Source organism: Fibrella aestuarina BUZ 2, from assembly GCF_000331105.1.
GTDB lineage: Bacteria > Bacteroidota > Bacteroidia > Cytophagales > Spirosomataceae > Fibrella > Fibrella aestuarina.
This window is the reverse complement of sequence record NC_020054.1, coordinates 1,983,051-1,997,885: the sequence shown is the minus strand read 5'-3', so window position 1 is coordinate 1,997,885 and position 14,835 is coordinate 1,983,051. Positions and strand designations below refer to the sequence as shown.

12 protein-coding genes are annotated in these 14,835 nt (G+C 58.5%); 5 read left to right on the top strand and 7 right to left on the bottom strand.

All coding sequences use genetic code 11. The features are described 5' to 3' along the window. Positions 1-247 precede the first annotated feature (247 nt). A complete protein-coding gene (locus tag FAES_RS08060) occupies positions 248-2,281 on the top strand; it encodes a ComEA family DNA-binding protein (protein ID WP_015330713.1) in 2,034 nt (677 codons plus the stop codon). Between the two features lie 3 nt (positions 2,282-2,284). Here FAES_RS08060 and FAES_RS08055 read toward each other — a convergent pair whose 3' ends face one another. Both FAES_RS08055 and FAES_RS08050 read right to left on the bottom strand, forming a co-directional pair. Next, on the bottom strand, positions 2,285-3,046 hold the full coding sequence (locus FAES_RS08055; RefSeq protein ID WP_229364444.1) for an acyl-[acyl-carrier-protein] thioesterase: 762 nt from the start codon (positions 3,044-3,046) through the stop codon (positions 2,285-2,287). A gap of 27 nt (positions 3,047-3,073) precedes the next feature. Beyond that, positions 3,074-3,799 (bottom strand): MIP/aquaporin family protein, encoded by a 726-nt coding sequence (locus FAES_RS08050; RefSeq protein ID WP_015330711.1) that lies wholly within the window; start codon positions 3,797-3,799, stop codon positions 3,074-3,076. 203 nt (positions 3,800-4,002) lie between these two features. Between FAES_RS08050 and FAES_RS08045 the strand changes: the two genes are divergently transcribed. Then, positions 4,003-4,974, top strand: coding sequence for a zinc-binding dehydrogenase (locus tag FAES_RS08045; RefSeq protein WP_015330710.1), 972 nt, complete (start codon positions 4,003-4,005; stop codon positions 4,972-4,974). 79 nt (positions 4,975-5,053) lie between these two features. Here FAES_RS08045 and FAES_RS08040 read toward each other — a convergent pair whose 3' ends face one another. Then, positions 5,054-5,479, bottom strand: a complete 426-nt coding sequence (locus FAES_RS08040; protein WP_041257659.1) for a hypothetical protein — start codon at positions 5,477-5,479, stop codon at positions 5,054-5,056. Positions 5,480-5,620: 141 nt separating this feature from the next. On the opposite strand from FAES_RS08040, the gene FAES_RS08035 reads away from it, so the two are divergent. Further along, a complete protein-coding gene (locus FAES_RS08035; RefSeq protein WP_015330709.1) occupies positions 5,621-6,745 on the top strand; it encodes an NAD(P)/FAD-dependent oxidoreductase in 1,125 nt (374 codons plus the stop codon). 23 nt (positions 6,746-6,768) lie between these two features. On the opposite strand, the gene FAES_RS08030 is transcribed toward FAES_RS08035, so the two are convergent. After that, a complete protein-coding gene (locus FAES_RS08030; protein WP_015330708.1) occupies positions 6,769-7,227 on the bottom strand; it encodes an Lrp/AsnC family transcriptional regulator in 459 nt (152 codons plus the stop codon). 195 nt (positions 7,228-7,422) lie between these two features. Here FAES_RS08030 and ald point away from each other — a divergent pair, with 195 nt between their 5' ends. After that, entirely contained in the window at positions 7,423-8,556 is a 1,134-nt protein-coding gene (gene ald, locus FAES_RS08025; RefSeq protein WP_015330707.1) for an alanine dehydrogenase, read from the top strand. A 98-nt stretch (positions 8,557-8,654) separates the two neighbouring features. Continuing rightward, positions 8,655-9,920, top strand: coding sequence for a metal-dependent hydrolase family protein (locus FAES_RS08020; protein ID WP_015330706.1), 1,266 nt, complete (start codon positions 8,655-8,657; stop codon positions 9,918-9,920). Positions 9,921-9,926: 6 nt separating this feature from the next. Here the strand turns inward: FAES_RS08020 and FAES_RS08015 are convergent, their stop codons facing one another. Genes FAES_RS08015 through FAES_RS08005 form a run of 3 tightly spaced genes read right to left on the bottom strand, consistent with a single transcriptional unit; the run spans position 9,927 to position 14,826 of the window. After that, the gene (locus FAES_RS08015; protein ID WP_015330705.1) at positions 9,927-11,138 is read right to left on the bottom strand and encodes a glycosyltransferase family 4 protein; all 1,212 of its coding nucleotides are present in this window, start codon (positions 11,136-11,138) and stop codon (positions 9,927-9,929) included. After that, positions 11,135-12,676 carry an alginate lyase family protein gene (locus FAES_RS08010; protein ID WP_041257658.1) on the bottom strand — a complete coding sequence of 514 codons (1,542 nt, stop codon included), beginning with the start codon at positions 12,674-12,676 and terminating at the stop codon, positions 11,135-11,137. Before FAES_RS08010 ends, FAES_RS08015 begins: the two co-directional genes overlap by 4 nt. Next, complete coding sequence (locus FAES_RS08005; RefSeq protein ID WP_015330703.1) at positions 12,673-14,826, bottom strand: bi-domain-containing oxidoreductase; 2,154 nt, start codon at positions 14,824-14,826, stop codon at positions 12,673-12,675. Before FAES_RS08005 ends, FAES_RS08010 begins: the two co-directional genes overlap by 4 nt. Positions 14,827-14,835: the final 9 nt, after the last annotated feature.

Genomic DNA, 14,835 nt, shown 5'->3' with positions numbered 1-14,835 from the left:
GCTTTTCATCGTCAAGATCCACCGGGATATCAATGATCTAAATTCGCCCACATTAGGCAGACCGTACAGTATCAATCAACTAAAAACAGCACAAGTCACCGTTTGCCTTGATTTTTAGTGAGATGGCCAGTAGCTTTCGCGCTCCCACCGACCGCTACATATCTTGACTTTACGCCATTATCTACCCGCCTTAGTGGGGTGTTTGCTGCCCGTTGCTGTTGTCGCGCAGGCATCCACTCCCAGACCGATGGTTCCCCTGACGCCGGCTCGTACTGACGATGCGCTGAATCAGCTTTTTCAGGAGTTATTTCCGACGCAGGCCGAGGGCATCGATTACCAAACGCTGTTCGACAATCTGGCGCAGCTCTACAGCAATCCCCTCGACCTGAACACGGCCACCCGCGATGAACTGGCAGCCACGTACCTGCTTAGCGAGCGCCAACTTACCAGCCTGCTCACCTACCGCGCCGCCAATGGGCCGCTGCTCGACATAGCCGAGCTACAGACCATACCTGATTTCGACGTATCTACCATTCAGCGGATACGGGCGTTCGTGACGGTGCGCACGGCGACGCTCATCGCTAACCTACCCAGCCCGTCGGATCACTACGTACTGACCCGCTACGAGCGTGTCCTGGAAACGCAGAAAGGCTTTTCGGAAGCCATACCCAGCAAGAACGGCACGCTGCCGACGCGCTACCTGGGCAGTCCCGGCGGGTGGTATGCGCGCTACCGAAACAGCCGCCCCGGCACCTACAGCATCGGACTAACGCTGGAACAGGATCCCGGCGAGGTGTTTCGCTGGAGCCCGGCCATGCGCCAATACGGTCCCGACTTTGTTTCGTTTCATGCGCAGATTCAGCGTCGGGGGCGTTGGAAGAATATCATTCTCGGTGATTTCCAGCAGCAGATTGGGCAGGGCCTGATGCTGTCGGCGGGGTTTTCGCTGGGCAAAAACGCCGAAACAATCCTGACCGTGCGGCGGCCCACGCTGGGGGCCAGGCCATACACCTCGCTGAGTGAGTACGGTTATCTGCGGGGCTTGTCGGCAACTTACGCGCTAACCCCATACCTCGACCTGACGCTCTTTGCGGCCCGCAACCGGCGGGATGCCAACGTAGCACTGGGTAAAACGCCGACTGATGCCGATGTGGTTACGTCATTTCTGACGTCGGGTCTGCACCAAACGTCGGGCGATCTGCTCGATCTGCGGGCGGTGGCGGAAACCAATCTGGGCGGGCACCTGCACTTCCAGCGAAACAGCTTGCAACTGGGCCTGACGTACCTACAAACGACGTTCGACAAACCCATTCAGAAGCGCGATTTACCCTACAACAACTATGAGTTCAGCGGCACGCAGAACCGCCTCGTTGGGCTACATGGTGGGTACGTCTGGCGCAACGTCAATCTGTTTAGCGAAATGGCCTACAGCAGCGGCTCCCTCACCGACAGTGGCGGGCTGGGCGCCGTGCTGGGTACGTTGGTGGGCATCAGCCGACGCCTCGACCTGGCCGTACTGGCGCGGCACTACGACCGGAATTTTCACAGTTTTTACGCCAATTCATTCAGCGAAAGCAGCCGACCCATCAACGAAACAGGCCTGTATGGCGGGTTCAAGTACAGCGTCTACCGGAAACTGACGCTCAGTGGTTTCTTCGATGGGTTCCGGTTTCCGTGGTGGAAATACCTTGTCGATGGACCGTCGGGTGGGTTCGATTACCTGCTATCGGCCACGTATGCCCCCAATCGGCAAACCCGATTGGCGCTTATTTTCCATGACGAACACAAACAGAAAAACAGCCCCGATAGCAAAACCTCACCGAAGGCTCTGACCGAAACTACCCGCCGCAATCTGGCCCTAACGGCCGACTACAGCCTAATGCCTTACCTGACGATGCGGTCTCGGCTACAGGCGGGTACGTTTGGGTATGCGTCGGCAGCCAGCAGTTCACGGGGCTTTGCGCTAGTGCAGGACGCCACCTACGAACGCGGCCGCTGGAGCCTGAGCGGGCGCATAGCTCTGTTCGGCACCGACGATTACGACAGTCGCCAGTACGTATATGAGCGCGATGTGCTGTATGCGTTTTCGTTTCCGGCCTATTTCGATCGGGGCATCCGACATTACCTCCTCGCCCGCTACACGGCCAGCAAACACCTCGACCTCTGGTTTCGCTACGCCCGAACCGATCTGACCAACCAGCCCGACATCGGCTCTGACCTCGACCTGATTTCCGCACCCCACAAAACCGAACTGAAACTACAGGCCCGCTGGCGATTCTAATTTTCAGCGACGCCAGCGGGTTCTGGCCAGCAACACATCTTTGCCGGTTTCGGCCAGCGCGAGGCGGTGATGGAACGTACCTGCGTCGTCGGCCTGATGCTGCACCAGCACCCGTTCGTGCCAGTGAGTTTCGTTGCGGTATACCACATCGAGTTCGGCCAGTTCCTGCGTTTGCAGCACGGCATCTGGCAATTGTTCGAGCAGCCACCGGATGTAGACGACATTGTTGACGTGCTGATTACTGTCGATGTCAAACCAGCCCACCGTAACGGCCTGAGCTTCCTCTGCAACCTCAACCGATGGATAATTGGGCTTGAGCGGTAAGCGCGGCGATGGCTGGTCGACGTCGGGGCAAACCAGTGAACGGATAAAATCGGGCGTGGGTACCATCGTGCGCTTATGGCTATCGAACACCAGCCAGGTGCTGGTCGCTTCGGCCAATAACACCGCATCGGCATATACCCGAAAATCGCGATAGACAAAGAACTTCTCCACACCCGTTGGGTACGTTACAATCCGGATCGTCTGCCCACTGCGCGGGTAGTGGTGCATCACCAGCCCAAAGCGCATCAGCATCCAGCCCAGCCCGTTGGCTTGCAGGGTTTCGCTATCGATTCCGTAATCGTAGGCGTTGCGATTGGCCGATTCCTGCATCAGGTTCATCAGCGCGGGGATGCTCAGTCGGCCGGCGGCGTCGCACTCGTAGTTACGCAGCGTATAGGCGTCTGTCTGGATAAAAGCCATGCCCGCAAACTTACGGCGCAATGCGTTCGGGAATGCCGCCAAGTACGTTTATAAGGCAAACAGCTGAATCAGCACGCCCCCCACCGCCGCACCAATCAGCGGACCGGCTACGGGTATCCAGGCATAGGCCCAGTCCGACGATCCTTTGCCCGGGATGGGTAACAACGCATGCGCCACGCGCGGCCCCAAATCACGGGCCGGGTTGATGGCGTAGCCCGTGGGGCCACCCAGCGACAAGCCGATGCTCCAGACCAGTACCCCCACCAGGTAGGGGCCAACGCCCGTTGCCAACACACCCAGCGCTTTGGACGAGATGCCCGACAAACCCAGAATAAACACCGTCGTGGCGATGGCTTCACTCAGCAGGTTAGGCCCCGTTTTGCGGATGGCGGGGCTGTTGCAGAAAACGGCCAGCTTATCGCCCGGATCGGGCGTGACGGCCCAGTGCGGCAGGTAGAGCAGCCACACCAGTATGCCGCCCAGCACGCCACCCAGCATCTGAGCCGTAAAAAAAGGAATGACATGGCTGTAATCATTGGTGGCAACGGCAAACGCCAGCGTGACGGCCGGGTTCAGATGGGCGTCGATACTGCCAAAGGCTTTGGCCACAAAAATGGCGATGGTCACCGCGAAAGCCCAGCCCGTGGTGATGACGATCCAGCCGCCGCTATTGCCTTTTGTTTGCTTCAGTACCACGTTGGCCACAACGCCGTCGCCGAGTAGCAGCAGCACCATAGTACCAATAAGTTCACCTAAGAATGGAGAGGTTTGCATGTAAATGAACGAGTTTAGGAAAGCCGCACGTCACGAGCGACCGGGTAGGGGGATTCAATTTGTCAATTGTAACAAATATTCGTGCAATTTCCCGACAAACATAGTCACCCGTCGTGGGTTGCTATGGGAACAACCACCGCCATTCGGCCCAGACCATCTTCTATCAACCAACGCGCTCTGACCCGTGCGTTGTCCTGTTTATCATGAAAACTATTCAGTTTGACCGAACCGGCAAACCCGCCGATATCCTCGCCGTTGTCGAGAAAGACCTGCCACAACCCGGCCCGGGTGAGGTACGTATCAAAGTCATTGCCAGCCCCATCAATCCGTCCGACATCATGTTCGTGCAGAACCTGTACGGAATCCGCCCCCAGCTCCCGTCGGGTGCCGGTTTCGAGGGCATGGGCGTGATCGACGCGGTAGGCGACGGCGTTACCCTGCCAGTGGGTCAGCGCGTTAGCTTTACGGGCGTGGGTACGTGGAGCGAATACGCCATCGCTCATCATAAGGGGTTGATCCCCGTTCCCGACGCCATTCCTGATGAAGTGGCCGCCCAGCTCTTCGTTAATCCGTTCACGGCCTTCGCGATGGTGGAAGCCTCAGGCGTGCAGGCCGACGGTTGGCTGATGCTTACCGCCGCGGGTTCGGCTTTCGGAAAAATGGTCATCCAGCTTTGCCAGCAACGGGGCATCAAAACCATCGGTACGGTGCGGCGCGACGACCTGAACGACGAACTTAAAAAACTCGGCCTGACGGAGGTAATCAACACCGAAACCGACGACATGGCGACCCGCGTCAAACAGATTACCGACGGGCAGGGCGTGCTGTGCGTACTCGATGCGGTAGGCGGCCACACAGCTACCGAAGCCATGAAATGCCTGGGCCGAGGGGGCACGATGCTCATCTACGGCCTGCTGAGCCGGCAAGACCCGATGCTCAACGCCGGCCTGATGATTTTCCGCGAACTGACGATCAAAGGTTTCTGGCTCACCGACTGGATGCGCCGCGCCACCCCCGAAGCCCGTCAACGGGTAAGTCGTGAAGTCATTGAAGCGCTTTCGTCGGGAAAAATTCAACTGCCCGTCGAAGCCAGCTACGGCCTGGACGACATCAAAAAGGCTGTCGGACATGCCGACGCACCCGGTCGCTGGGGTAAGATTTTGGTGAAGCCGTAGCAGAATTACGCCTTCCAACCAACAGGAAAGCCCGCTATAGCTATAGCGGGCTTTCCTGTTGGTTGGAAACTAAGCGAGCCTATTTCTTAGCCGTAATAATTACCCGCACGCCGTTGTCTGTTGCATCGATGCTCAAATTCGTCCCGTCAGCCGTTCCGATTTTTGTTGCGCCGTCATAGAGGTCTGACCCTTTCACCTCGGCAGTGCCAAGGTCGGTAGTGTCATCGGCTTGGCCAGTCGTTTTGACCGTTAACGACAGCGAAACGCTTGATTCGTTCTGTCGTGTTATCACCAATTGACCCGACTGGGTAACGTTTACACCGTTTATCGTACCTGAACGAGGCAACGTCGCGTCGAAGTCATTAGCGCCTGACCCCGACAAGGCAAAGCGAGAGACCGTATACGTACCCGCAATTTTAGCCGCTGCATCGGGGGCCACGGTGTCATTTTTCTTGCCGCATGCTGCAATGAGCACTACTATAGCTACGTATAGTATTTTTTTCATAGTCACATCTGATTTTAGCGTTGCTTCTCCAAGGTAGCTGTGGATATAGGATACATTACAGCTAATTGATTAACTGGCCCCATAAGCACCTTTTCACATCTCGCCGTAACCCTTTTGCTCACTTCCCGTTTACTATTGCATATGCACGACGTGATCATCATTGGTGGTGGGTTGGCGGGACTGGTTGGCGCGCTCGAACTGAGGCGGGCGGGCTTCGATGTGCTGCTGATCGAGCGCAAAACCTACCCCTTTCACAAAGTCTGCGGCGAATATGTCTCCAACGAAGTGCGGCCTTACCTAACGGCGCTGGGTATTGATCTCGACGCGCTGGGTGCCGCCCGCATCAGTCAGTTCTGGCTGTCGGCACCGTCGGGGCGGGTGCTCACGGCGCCGCTCGATCTGGGCGGATTTGGCATCAGCCGCTACACGCTTGATGATGAACTCTATCACCTGGGGCTCGCGGCGGGTGTGCAGTTTCGGCTGGCGCAAACCGTCACCGACGTGCAGTTTGCCGACGACCAATTCACGGTATTGCTGGGTAACGGCGAAATAAGCACTGCCCGACTCGTGCTGGGTACGTTCGGCAAACGAACCAAACTCGATAAAACCCTCGACCGGGCGTTTATGCAGGCCCCGTCGCCCTACGTGGGGGTGAAATACCACATCAGCGGCATTGATTTCCCGAAAGATGTGATTGCACTCCACAACTTCCCGGATGGCTACTGCGGCATGTCGGCGATCGAAGACGACAAGTACTGCCTTTGCTACCTGACGACCCGCACCAACGTGCGCACCCATGGCAGCATCGATGCGATGGAACAGGCTGTCTTGTGCCAAAACCCGCACCTGCGGGCCGTTTTTGAACAGGCCACCTTTCTTTACGACCGGCCCGAAGTAATCAACGAAGTGTCGTTTGCGCCGAAACAGGCCGTTGAAAACCACATACTAATGGCGGGCGATGCCGCCGGGCTGATTACGCCGCTCTGCGGCAATGGTATGGCGATGGCCATTCACGGCGCCAAGCTGGTAAGCGGCCTTTCGGCGCGCTTTCTACGAAACGAACTGGATCGGCCCACCCTCGAACGTACCTACCAAACCGACTGGTCGCGGTTGTTTGGGCGGCGGCTGTGGGTGGGGCGCACGGTGCAGCAACTCTTCGGCCGGGCCTGGCTGAGCGAGGCCGCCGTCGCTACCTTCGGGTTGCTCAAACCCGCCCTGCGCACGGTCATGAAACAGACACACGGGGAGGTGATAGCCGTAAAGTAGTGCGCTGTTTACTATGAACTCCGTCAAACCGGCACGACGGTTGTGTTTTTTACCTCGGCCATCACGAAGAAACTACTGATGTGGACGATACCCGGAATGACCGAAAACTGGTCCTGATAAAAGCGGTTGTAGTCATCCATATCCATTACGATCAACTTGATCAGGTAATCGAACGCCCCCGATACCCGGCAGCAGTCGAGCACCTCGGGTAGCGTGGCAATCGCTACGTCAAAGGCGTCGAAGCTGTCGCGGTTCTGTTTGTCGAGCGTGACCTGGCAGTAAATCTGCAACCGGTTGCCCAGCTTCTTTTTATTCAACACCGTCACGTAGCGATCGATAATCCCTTCGCGCTCAAGCCGTTTGATGCGTTCATGCACGGGCGTCTTCGACAGGTTGATCTGCTGCCCGATCTCCTGAATGGTGAGTTGGGCGTTTGCCTGTAACAAGGCCAAAATAGCCCGATCGATTTTATCAAGTTCCATAAACTGCCGCCGCTGGGGCCGAAAGAAAACTGTTCTGCGAACAGCCGTTCAACTTACCGTTTTCAGAACAAATTCCTGACAAAACAATCGAATAATGGCGTTTGTCCCAAATTTCAGGCAAACACAATCCTTCTATTCTAACCCCCTACTTTTGTACTACTTCTTGTTCCCAACAAACGAATCAGCCATATCATCATGGTCATTGGTGTTCCCAAAGAGATTAAAAACAACGAGAACCGCGTAGCCCTTACGCCCGCGGGTGTTGCTGAACTGCGTAAGCACGGTCATACGGTCTACGTACAGGTCAACGCCGGAGTCGGCAGCGGGTTTGAAGACGGCGAATACATTGCAGCAGGTGCGCAGATGCTCCCTACCATCGAAGACGTCTACGGCATCGCCGAGATGATCATGAAGGTGAAGGAACCCATCGCGCAGGAGTACAACCTCATCAAGGAGAACCAACTGCTGTTCACGTATTTCCACTTTGCTTCGTCGGAGGAACTGACCCACGCCATGATCGAGCGCAAGGCGATTTGCCTGGCTTACGAAACGGTCGAAAAAACGGATCGGAGCCTGCCGTTGCTGGTGCCGATGTCGGAAGTAGCCGGCCGGATGGCGATTCAGGAAGGAGCTAAATACCTCGAGAAACCCCAAAAAGGTCGGGGGATCCTGCTGGGCGGCGTTCCGGGCGTAAAACCCGCGAAAGTGCTCGTGCTCGGCGGCGGGATTGTGGGCACGCAAGCCGCCCGCATGGCTGCTGGTTTGGGCGCCCATGTGACACTGATGGACATCAGCCTGCCCCGCCTGCGTTACCTCGCCGACGTGATGCCCGCCAACGTCGACACGATGATGTCGAACGATTATAACATCCGGGAAGAAGTGCAGCAGGCCGACCTAATCGTGGGAGCCGTGCTGATTCCCGGTGCCAAAGCGCCGCACCTCGTTACCCGCGACATGCTGAAGCTGATGCGGCCCGGTACGGTGCTCGTCGACGTGGCGGTTGATCAGGGTGGTTGCATCGAAACCTGCCGCCCCACGACCCACGAAGACCCCACGTACGTTATTGACGACGTGGTACACTACTGCGTAGCTAACATGCCCGGTGCCGTGCCCTACACCAGCACCGTCGCCCTCACCAACGCAACCCTACCCTACGCGCTTCAACTGGCCAACAAAGGCTGGCAGCAGGCGTGCCGCGACAACGCCGAGCTTCGGCTAGGCCTGAATGTGGTGGGCGGAAAAATTGTTTACAAAGGTGTTGCCGATGCGTTTGGCCTGCCCCTCACCACCGTCGACGACGTGATGACCGAAGAGGCAGTAGCCAACTAACCGATATTACCCATTCATCGACAAACGGGGCCGCTTTCTCTTGAGAGCGGCCTTTTTTTGTATGTTTAACCACACGATGTTCCCCCGGCTTTCCGTCTATGACCGCTGTCTACCGCTTGCTTCACGGCACCCTCTTTATGGCCTGCTGTTCGCTGCTACAGGCTCAGCCCACCACCCTGCTCCGCCCGGCCCGCGTATTCGATGGTGAGCAACTACACGAAGGCTGGGTGGTGCGGGTACGTGGCGAGCGGATTGAGGCAGTCGGGCTGCCAACCACGCTGCCCAAGCTCACCAACGTACCTGAGACGGTCATCGACCTGCCCAATACCACCCTACTGCCCGGCCTGATCGAAGGGCATTCGCACCTGCTGCTGCATCCGTATAACGAAACGCCCTGGGACGATCAGGTGCTGCGCGAAGCGCGGTCGCTGCGGGTCGCGCGGGCAACAGTGCATGCCGAGAAGACACTTCGGGCGGGGTTTACCACCGTGCGCGACCTGGGCACCGAAGGGGCCGATTACGATGACGTTGGTTTGAAACAGGCGATCAACCAGGGCATTATCCCCGGCCCACGCATGGTGATTGCCACGCGGGCCCTGATCGCCACGGGCAGCTACGCACCCAAAGGGTTCAGCCCCGATATCGACGTACCGCAGGGCGCCGAAGAAGCCGACGGTCACGACCGGCTCATCATGGCTGTGCGGCGCCAGATTGGCAAAGGGGCCGACGTGATCAAGGTCTATGCCGATTACCGCTGGGGCCTGATGGCCGAAGCCCGCCCGACTTTCACCATCGAGGAGTTGAAAACGATTGTGGAGGTGGCTAAAAGCAGCGGGCGCGGCGTGGTGGCGCACGCCAGCACCGCCGAAGGGATGCGCCGGGCGATTCTGGCCGGGTGCGAAACCCTGGAACACGGCGACGCAGGCACACCCGATATTTTTGCGCTGATGAAACAGCATGGCGCGGCCCTCTGCCCCACCCTCGCGGCGGGCGACGCGATTGCCCAGTACCGGGGCTGGAAAAAAGGGACGCCGGAGCCGGAGCGCATCAGCCAGAAACGGCAGACTTTCCGGCAGGCATTGCAGGCGGGCGTTATCATCTGCGCTGGGGGCGACGTGGGGGTCTTTTCACACGGCGACAATGCCCGCGAACTCGAGATGATGGTCGACTACGGCATGACACCCACTGACGTACTGCGATCGGCCACCGCTACCAACGCCGATGTGTTTCACCTGGCCGACCGGGGCCGCGTGAAAGCCGGTTTGCTGGCCGACCTGATTGCCGTGGAAGGTGATCCGACCAAACAGATCAACACCATTCGACATGTGAAGCTGGTGATGAAAGGCGGGCAGCGGGTCAACTAGTGGCATTCAGGAAACGACGTCGGCCTTTGCCAGCCTGGCGCTCCGTGGTAAGCCCGCCACCTCCAGCGCCCGGTTTGCCAACCCCTGGCTGATCGTCTGGCGGCGAAACTGCTCGATGAACGCCGTACGCACCTCGTTTCGGTAAGGCGTGTGGCGCAGTAGTTCAACCAGGGCAGCTACGTCGCCGGGCGCAAACACAAGGCTGTTTGGTACGTATTGCCGAACAAACTGAGCAGCATAGCCCGCCACGCCCGCAATGAGCGGTTTGTCGGTAGCGCCGTATTCAAACAGTTTGGAGGGCAGGCAGCGCTCAAACGCTTTCAGGTCGTTGAGGTGCATAAACAGGTAATCGGCCTGTTCATAATCGGCCAGTAAGGCGTGCCGGCTCATGGGTGGGTGTATGGTCACGTTGGTCAGTTGCGCCTCATGCACCGCCTGCTGAAGCCGGGCTCTGGTGCCACCGTCGCCAATCACCACAAACCGGTAAGCACTTCCTAGCTGCTGCGCCGCGGCGGGAATGATCTTTTCCAGCCCCTGCCCTTCGCCGATGTTACCCGCGTACAGGATAACGCGCGGCCGGGCAGCCAATCGAGTTGGCGTGGCAGGAAAATCCAGGAAAGGATCGTCGATGCCGTTGGTGAAGAAGCTGTAGGTAGCCTGCTGATACCGGCTGAAATAATCGGCAAAGCCAGCCGACACCAGGTTGATGTGCCGGGCGGTGCCAAAGGTGTACTGTTCGACCCAGGTCAGCACCGGCCCCAATCCCAGCCTGACAACCGGGTTGCGGAGTAACTCGAGAATATTTTCCCGAAACAGATCACGAATGTCGAGCACGAGCGGTACCTGCTGTTGACGAGCCAGATAGGCGCCCAGAAACGCCGAAAACAGGCGCGACGACGAGGCAATGATCAGGTCGTAGGGCTGATGCCGGGTCAGGGTCAGCGCGCTCCGGTAAAAGTGGCTGTAGGAACGGATCTGATCGACAAACCCACTGCTGTGATTGGGCACCGCGATTCGGCTGATGCGTAGATTACCGTGCTGTTCGTCGGCGCTGGCTTCGGCCCGAAACGACTGGTAGCGATTGGGTTGGGTGGTGATGACGTGTACCCTGCCCGCGTCGCCAAGCTGACAGGCCAACGCATGGGCCAGGGACGTATTGCGGAACGAGCCGGCACTTAAATCCGGCTCAAAGTAGTAACTCAGTAAAAGTACAGTCACGGGATGATACGGATGGTGGTGGTAACCGACTGGTCAAAGCGAATCGTTAGGCAGGACGCGGGCCGACGTTGATTGAAACCACTAGCCCGTTCACATACACTTGTGCTCACCTCAAAATCAGATTCCGAGGACACGTTGAGCCTGAATTGATCTGTCTGTACGCCATCGGCTAGCGGAATTAAATATATTGATTTATCAAAATAAAACCATTGTTTGGTTACACCTTTTGATAAATCGACTCGATCTGAAATAACGAGCGTCTGGTCGTCGGACAAATGCCAGGTTCTAACGTGGGTGGCGCCCAATGGCTGTCTGTAGCCAGTGTGTTGCGCGATCACCAGCCTTGGCGTGTCCCTGAGCAGTTTGACCGCCGCGCGCCGCCCTATCCGAAATCCGCCCCAAACTTCGGACGAGTTTTGCTCGTTGACCGTGACCGTGTTGTGTGCTGCGGTGCTTCGTTCCCAATCGCGTCGTGGGCCAATCGAGTACGTAGACGTACCCACATCAATGATGAGTGGTCGGCCGTCGGCGTAGAGCACGAACGACAGCGTATCGGCATGGGCGTGGCCCGGCTGATGATCGGGCCCAACTGGGCCGACATCGATAAAGCATTCGAAGCGCGACGTCATCAGCATCCGGTAGCCACTTTCGCCCAGTGTGACTGGCGTTGGTTGCCGGTTCAGGTACGTTGCCCGCTGGAGCAGTTGGGCTGTTGAGGGGGCTACACCATGAGCCGAATCGTTGACCATGGGTACGTCGCCGTTTCGGAAGGTGACCGCCTGTAACCAACCGAGCATCAGGCCCACCTTCTGCCCGACCAGTTCGATCAGCGTCGGGTCGATCTGATGGAGCTGGGCGCCTCGCGTTTCGTACACATCGAGCAACCGGTCGGTGAGCAGTTGATGATACACCGGGCTGCGTTCGTAGTGCCCGCCATCGCTCAGAATCTGCTCGTTCAGTTCGACCCGAAGCAACCTGGCCGCCTGCCGATACCAGAGCTGCTGCCGAAAGTGAATGGCCATGATGAGCAGCGCACAGGCGTTTTCGAGCAGGTGATTGCCCCCCAGATGGTATTCGAGCCGCGACCTTAGCAAGGTCGTTTGCGCATACAGATGCTGATCGATAAGCGGATCATTCAATCGATGTTGCATCAGAAATCGCCGCCAGTTTACGAGCCGCAGCGAGGTTGGGTAGGGTTCCAGTCCGTCGCGCAACTGGCTAGTCTGTCGGATAAAGTCGTGTATCAGCGCCGCCCCATCCGCTTCCGACACTTCGTCCAGAAACGCGAAGTAGTTCAGGTTATAGGTCCACAGTTTTCCGTTGGCGGCGTAATTCCAGTCGATCGCGGCGTCGAACGTAACCGGCTGGTTCAGGAAGGTGAACGTGATGGGCAGCGGCAGGCTAGGTACGTTGGTAGCGGCCCGATGATGCCAGCGTAGCCGCGGCCGACCGCGCAGCGGGTTCCAGACCTGAAACAGCAATTGCCGCGCGGTGAGGTGCCGGATGGTGCGCCAGTAGCGGCCGATCATGTCGATCATACGCTCACCCATCGGCTTTCCTGCAAGCTACGTAGCGCTGCCAGCGTAGCCTGGGTGGTGTTGACGATCTCCCCAAACGGAATGGGCGATGGCCCGCCGCTACGCAACATCTGAATCAGTTGCCGACACTGTTCAGCATGCCCCTTATCCTGCCGACCCGATAGCCTTGAAAAGCCCTGAAAGCCGTAGCCCGTGAGGGATTTAAAATTGTCGAGCACCAGGGTTCGTTCCTGCGAATACACCTCGATGCGCTCTTTGGCGTAGGCCTTGCTGCCGTTGGCGAAGTAGTTGATGACCCCAGTAGCGCCATTTTCATGCCGCAGCAGCAGCGACGCCGAGTCGGTCGTCTCGGTCGGTTGCTGGCCCATCGCATTCAGGCAGACGCTTACCACCCGGCTACCGGTCAGGTACGTGATCAGGTCGATGTAATGGCAGGCTTCGCCCAGAATCCGCCCACCGCCCACGGCCCGGTCGTGCACCCAGGCGTTGGCGGGTATGGCCCCGGCGTTCATGGTCGCAATCACGTTCATGGGCACCGCCCCGGCGTTATCGCCGCCGAGCAGGACTTTGGCTTTTTGGGCCGTTGGCGAAAACCGACGGTTGAACCCCACCAGCACCATTCGGCCAGCGGTTTGCTGCGCGGCGATGATGGCGGTCAGTTCGTCTTCGTAGATCGCCAGCGGTTTTTCAACAAACACATGCTTCCCCGCCTGTAAGGCATCGATGGTCAGTTGGGCGTGGCTGTTGTGGCGGGTGGTAATGACACACAGGTCGATGGCGGGGTCCGTCAGCATGTCGTGGTAGTTGGTGGTGCTGCGGTCAATACCATATTTTTTGGCCAACAGTGTTCCGTTCAGGCCGTTGGCGCTGGCGATGGTGCGGATGGTTGCGCCGGCTTTGTGCAAATCGGGCAGCAGCGTAGACGCCGCAAAATTGCCCGCGCCAATCATACCGATCACCCCAGCCGTTTGGCCAACGGCCGATTCCCGCAACGTCACCAACGTACCCAAGGGCTGGCTGCCGTCGGGGTAGCTCAGCAACGATGCGATGCGGGCCGACGCGCCGGACGGATGGTCTAGCTGCCCGTAGATCTGCTGGTAGTCGGTGAGGGGCACCACTTCCGTGATGAGCGGATCAACGGGCAATTGACCCGTTTGGATCAGGTGGAGAATCGTCTGGAAGTTGCGGTTCTCGGTCCAGCGAACGTAGGGCAGCGGGTAATCGTGGCCGTGTTGTTCATAGGCTGTATCGTACCGACCGGGGCCATAGGAACACGACACCTGGAAGGTCAGCTCTTTCTCGTAGAAATCGGCCCGGTTGAGGTGCAGCCCTACCACACCCACCAGCACGATACGCCCGCGTTTTCGGCTCATGCGGGCGGCCTGCGCCATGATCGTGTCGGTTCGGGCTGCGTTCAGCTTGGCCGAAGCTGTAATGATAACACCATCGGCTCCAACACCGCCCGTCAGTTCGGTTACCGCGCTGACGGCATCGGTTTGGGCGGGATTCAGCGCGTCGATGCCCAGTTGCCGGGCCAGCGTCAATTTGGTTTCGTCGGGGTCCAGCCCAATCACGCGGCACCCGTTGAGCCGCAGCAACTGCGCCGTTAGCAGCCCAATCAGGCCCAGCCCGATTACCGCTACGGTTTCGCCCAATGTCGGGCTGAGCAGTCGGATCCCCTGAAGGCCGATGGCCCCGATTACGGTGAACGTGGCCTGCTCATCGCTTACTCCATCGGGGATGCGGGCCACCAGGTTGCGCGGCACGCAGACAACCTCGGCATGAGGGCCATTTGACGCCACCCGATCACCAACGGCCAGATCGGTTACGCCCGCGCCCACGGCCACCACCTCGCCGACGTTGCAATACCCGAGCGGCAGCGGCTGATCGAGCTTGCGAAACACCGCTTCGAGCGTCGGCATCAGGCCATCGGTGCTGATTTTTTCCAGTACCTGCTTTACCCGGTCGGGGTGTTGGCGGGCTTTACTCAGCAGACTGGCCCGGCCAAACTCGACCAGCATCCGCTCGGTACCCAGCGACACCAGCGAGCGCCGGGTTCGGATCAGCACCTGCCCGGCCCGTACCTGCGGCGCGGGCACGGTTTCGAGCGTGGTCTCACCGGTCTTCAAATTCTGTATCAGTTGGCGCATGGTAGGCTA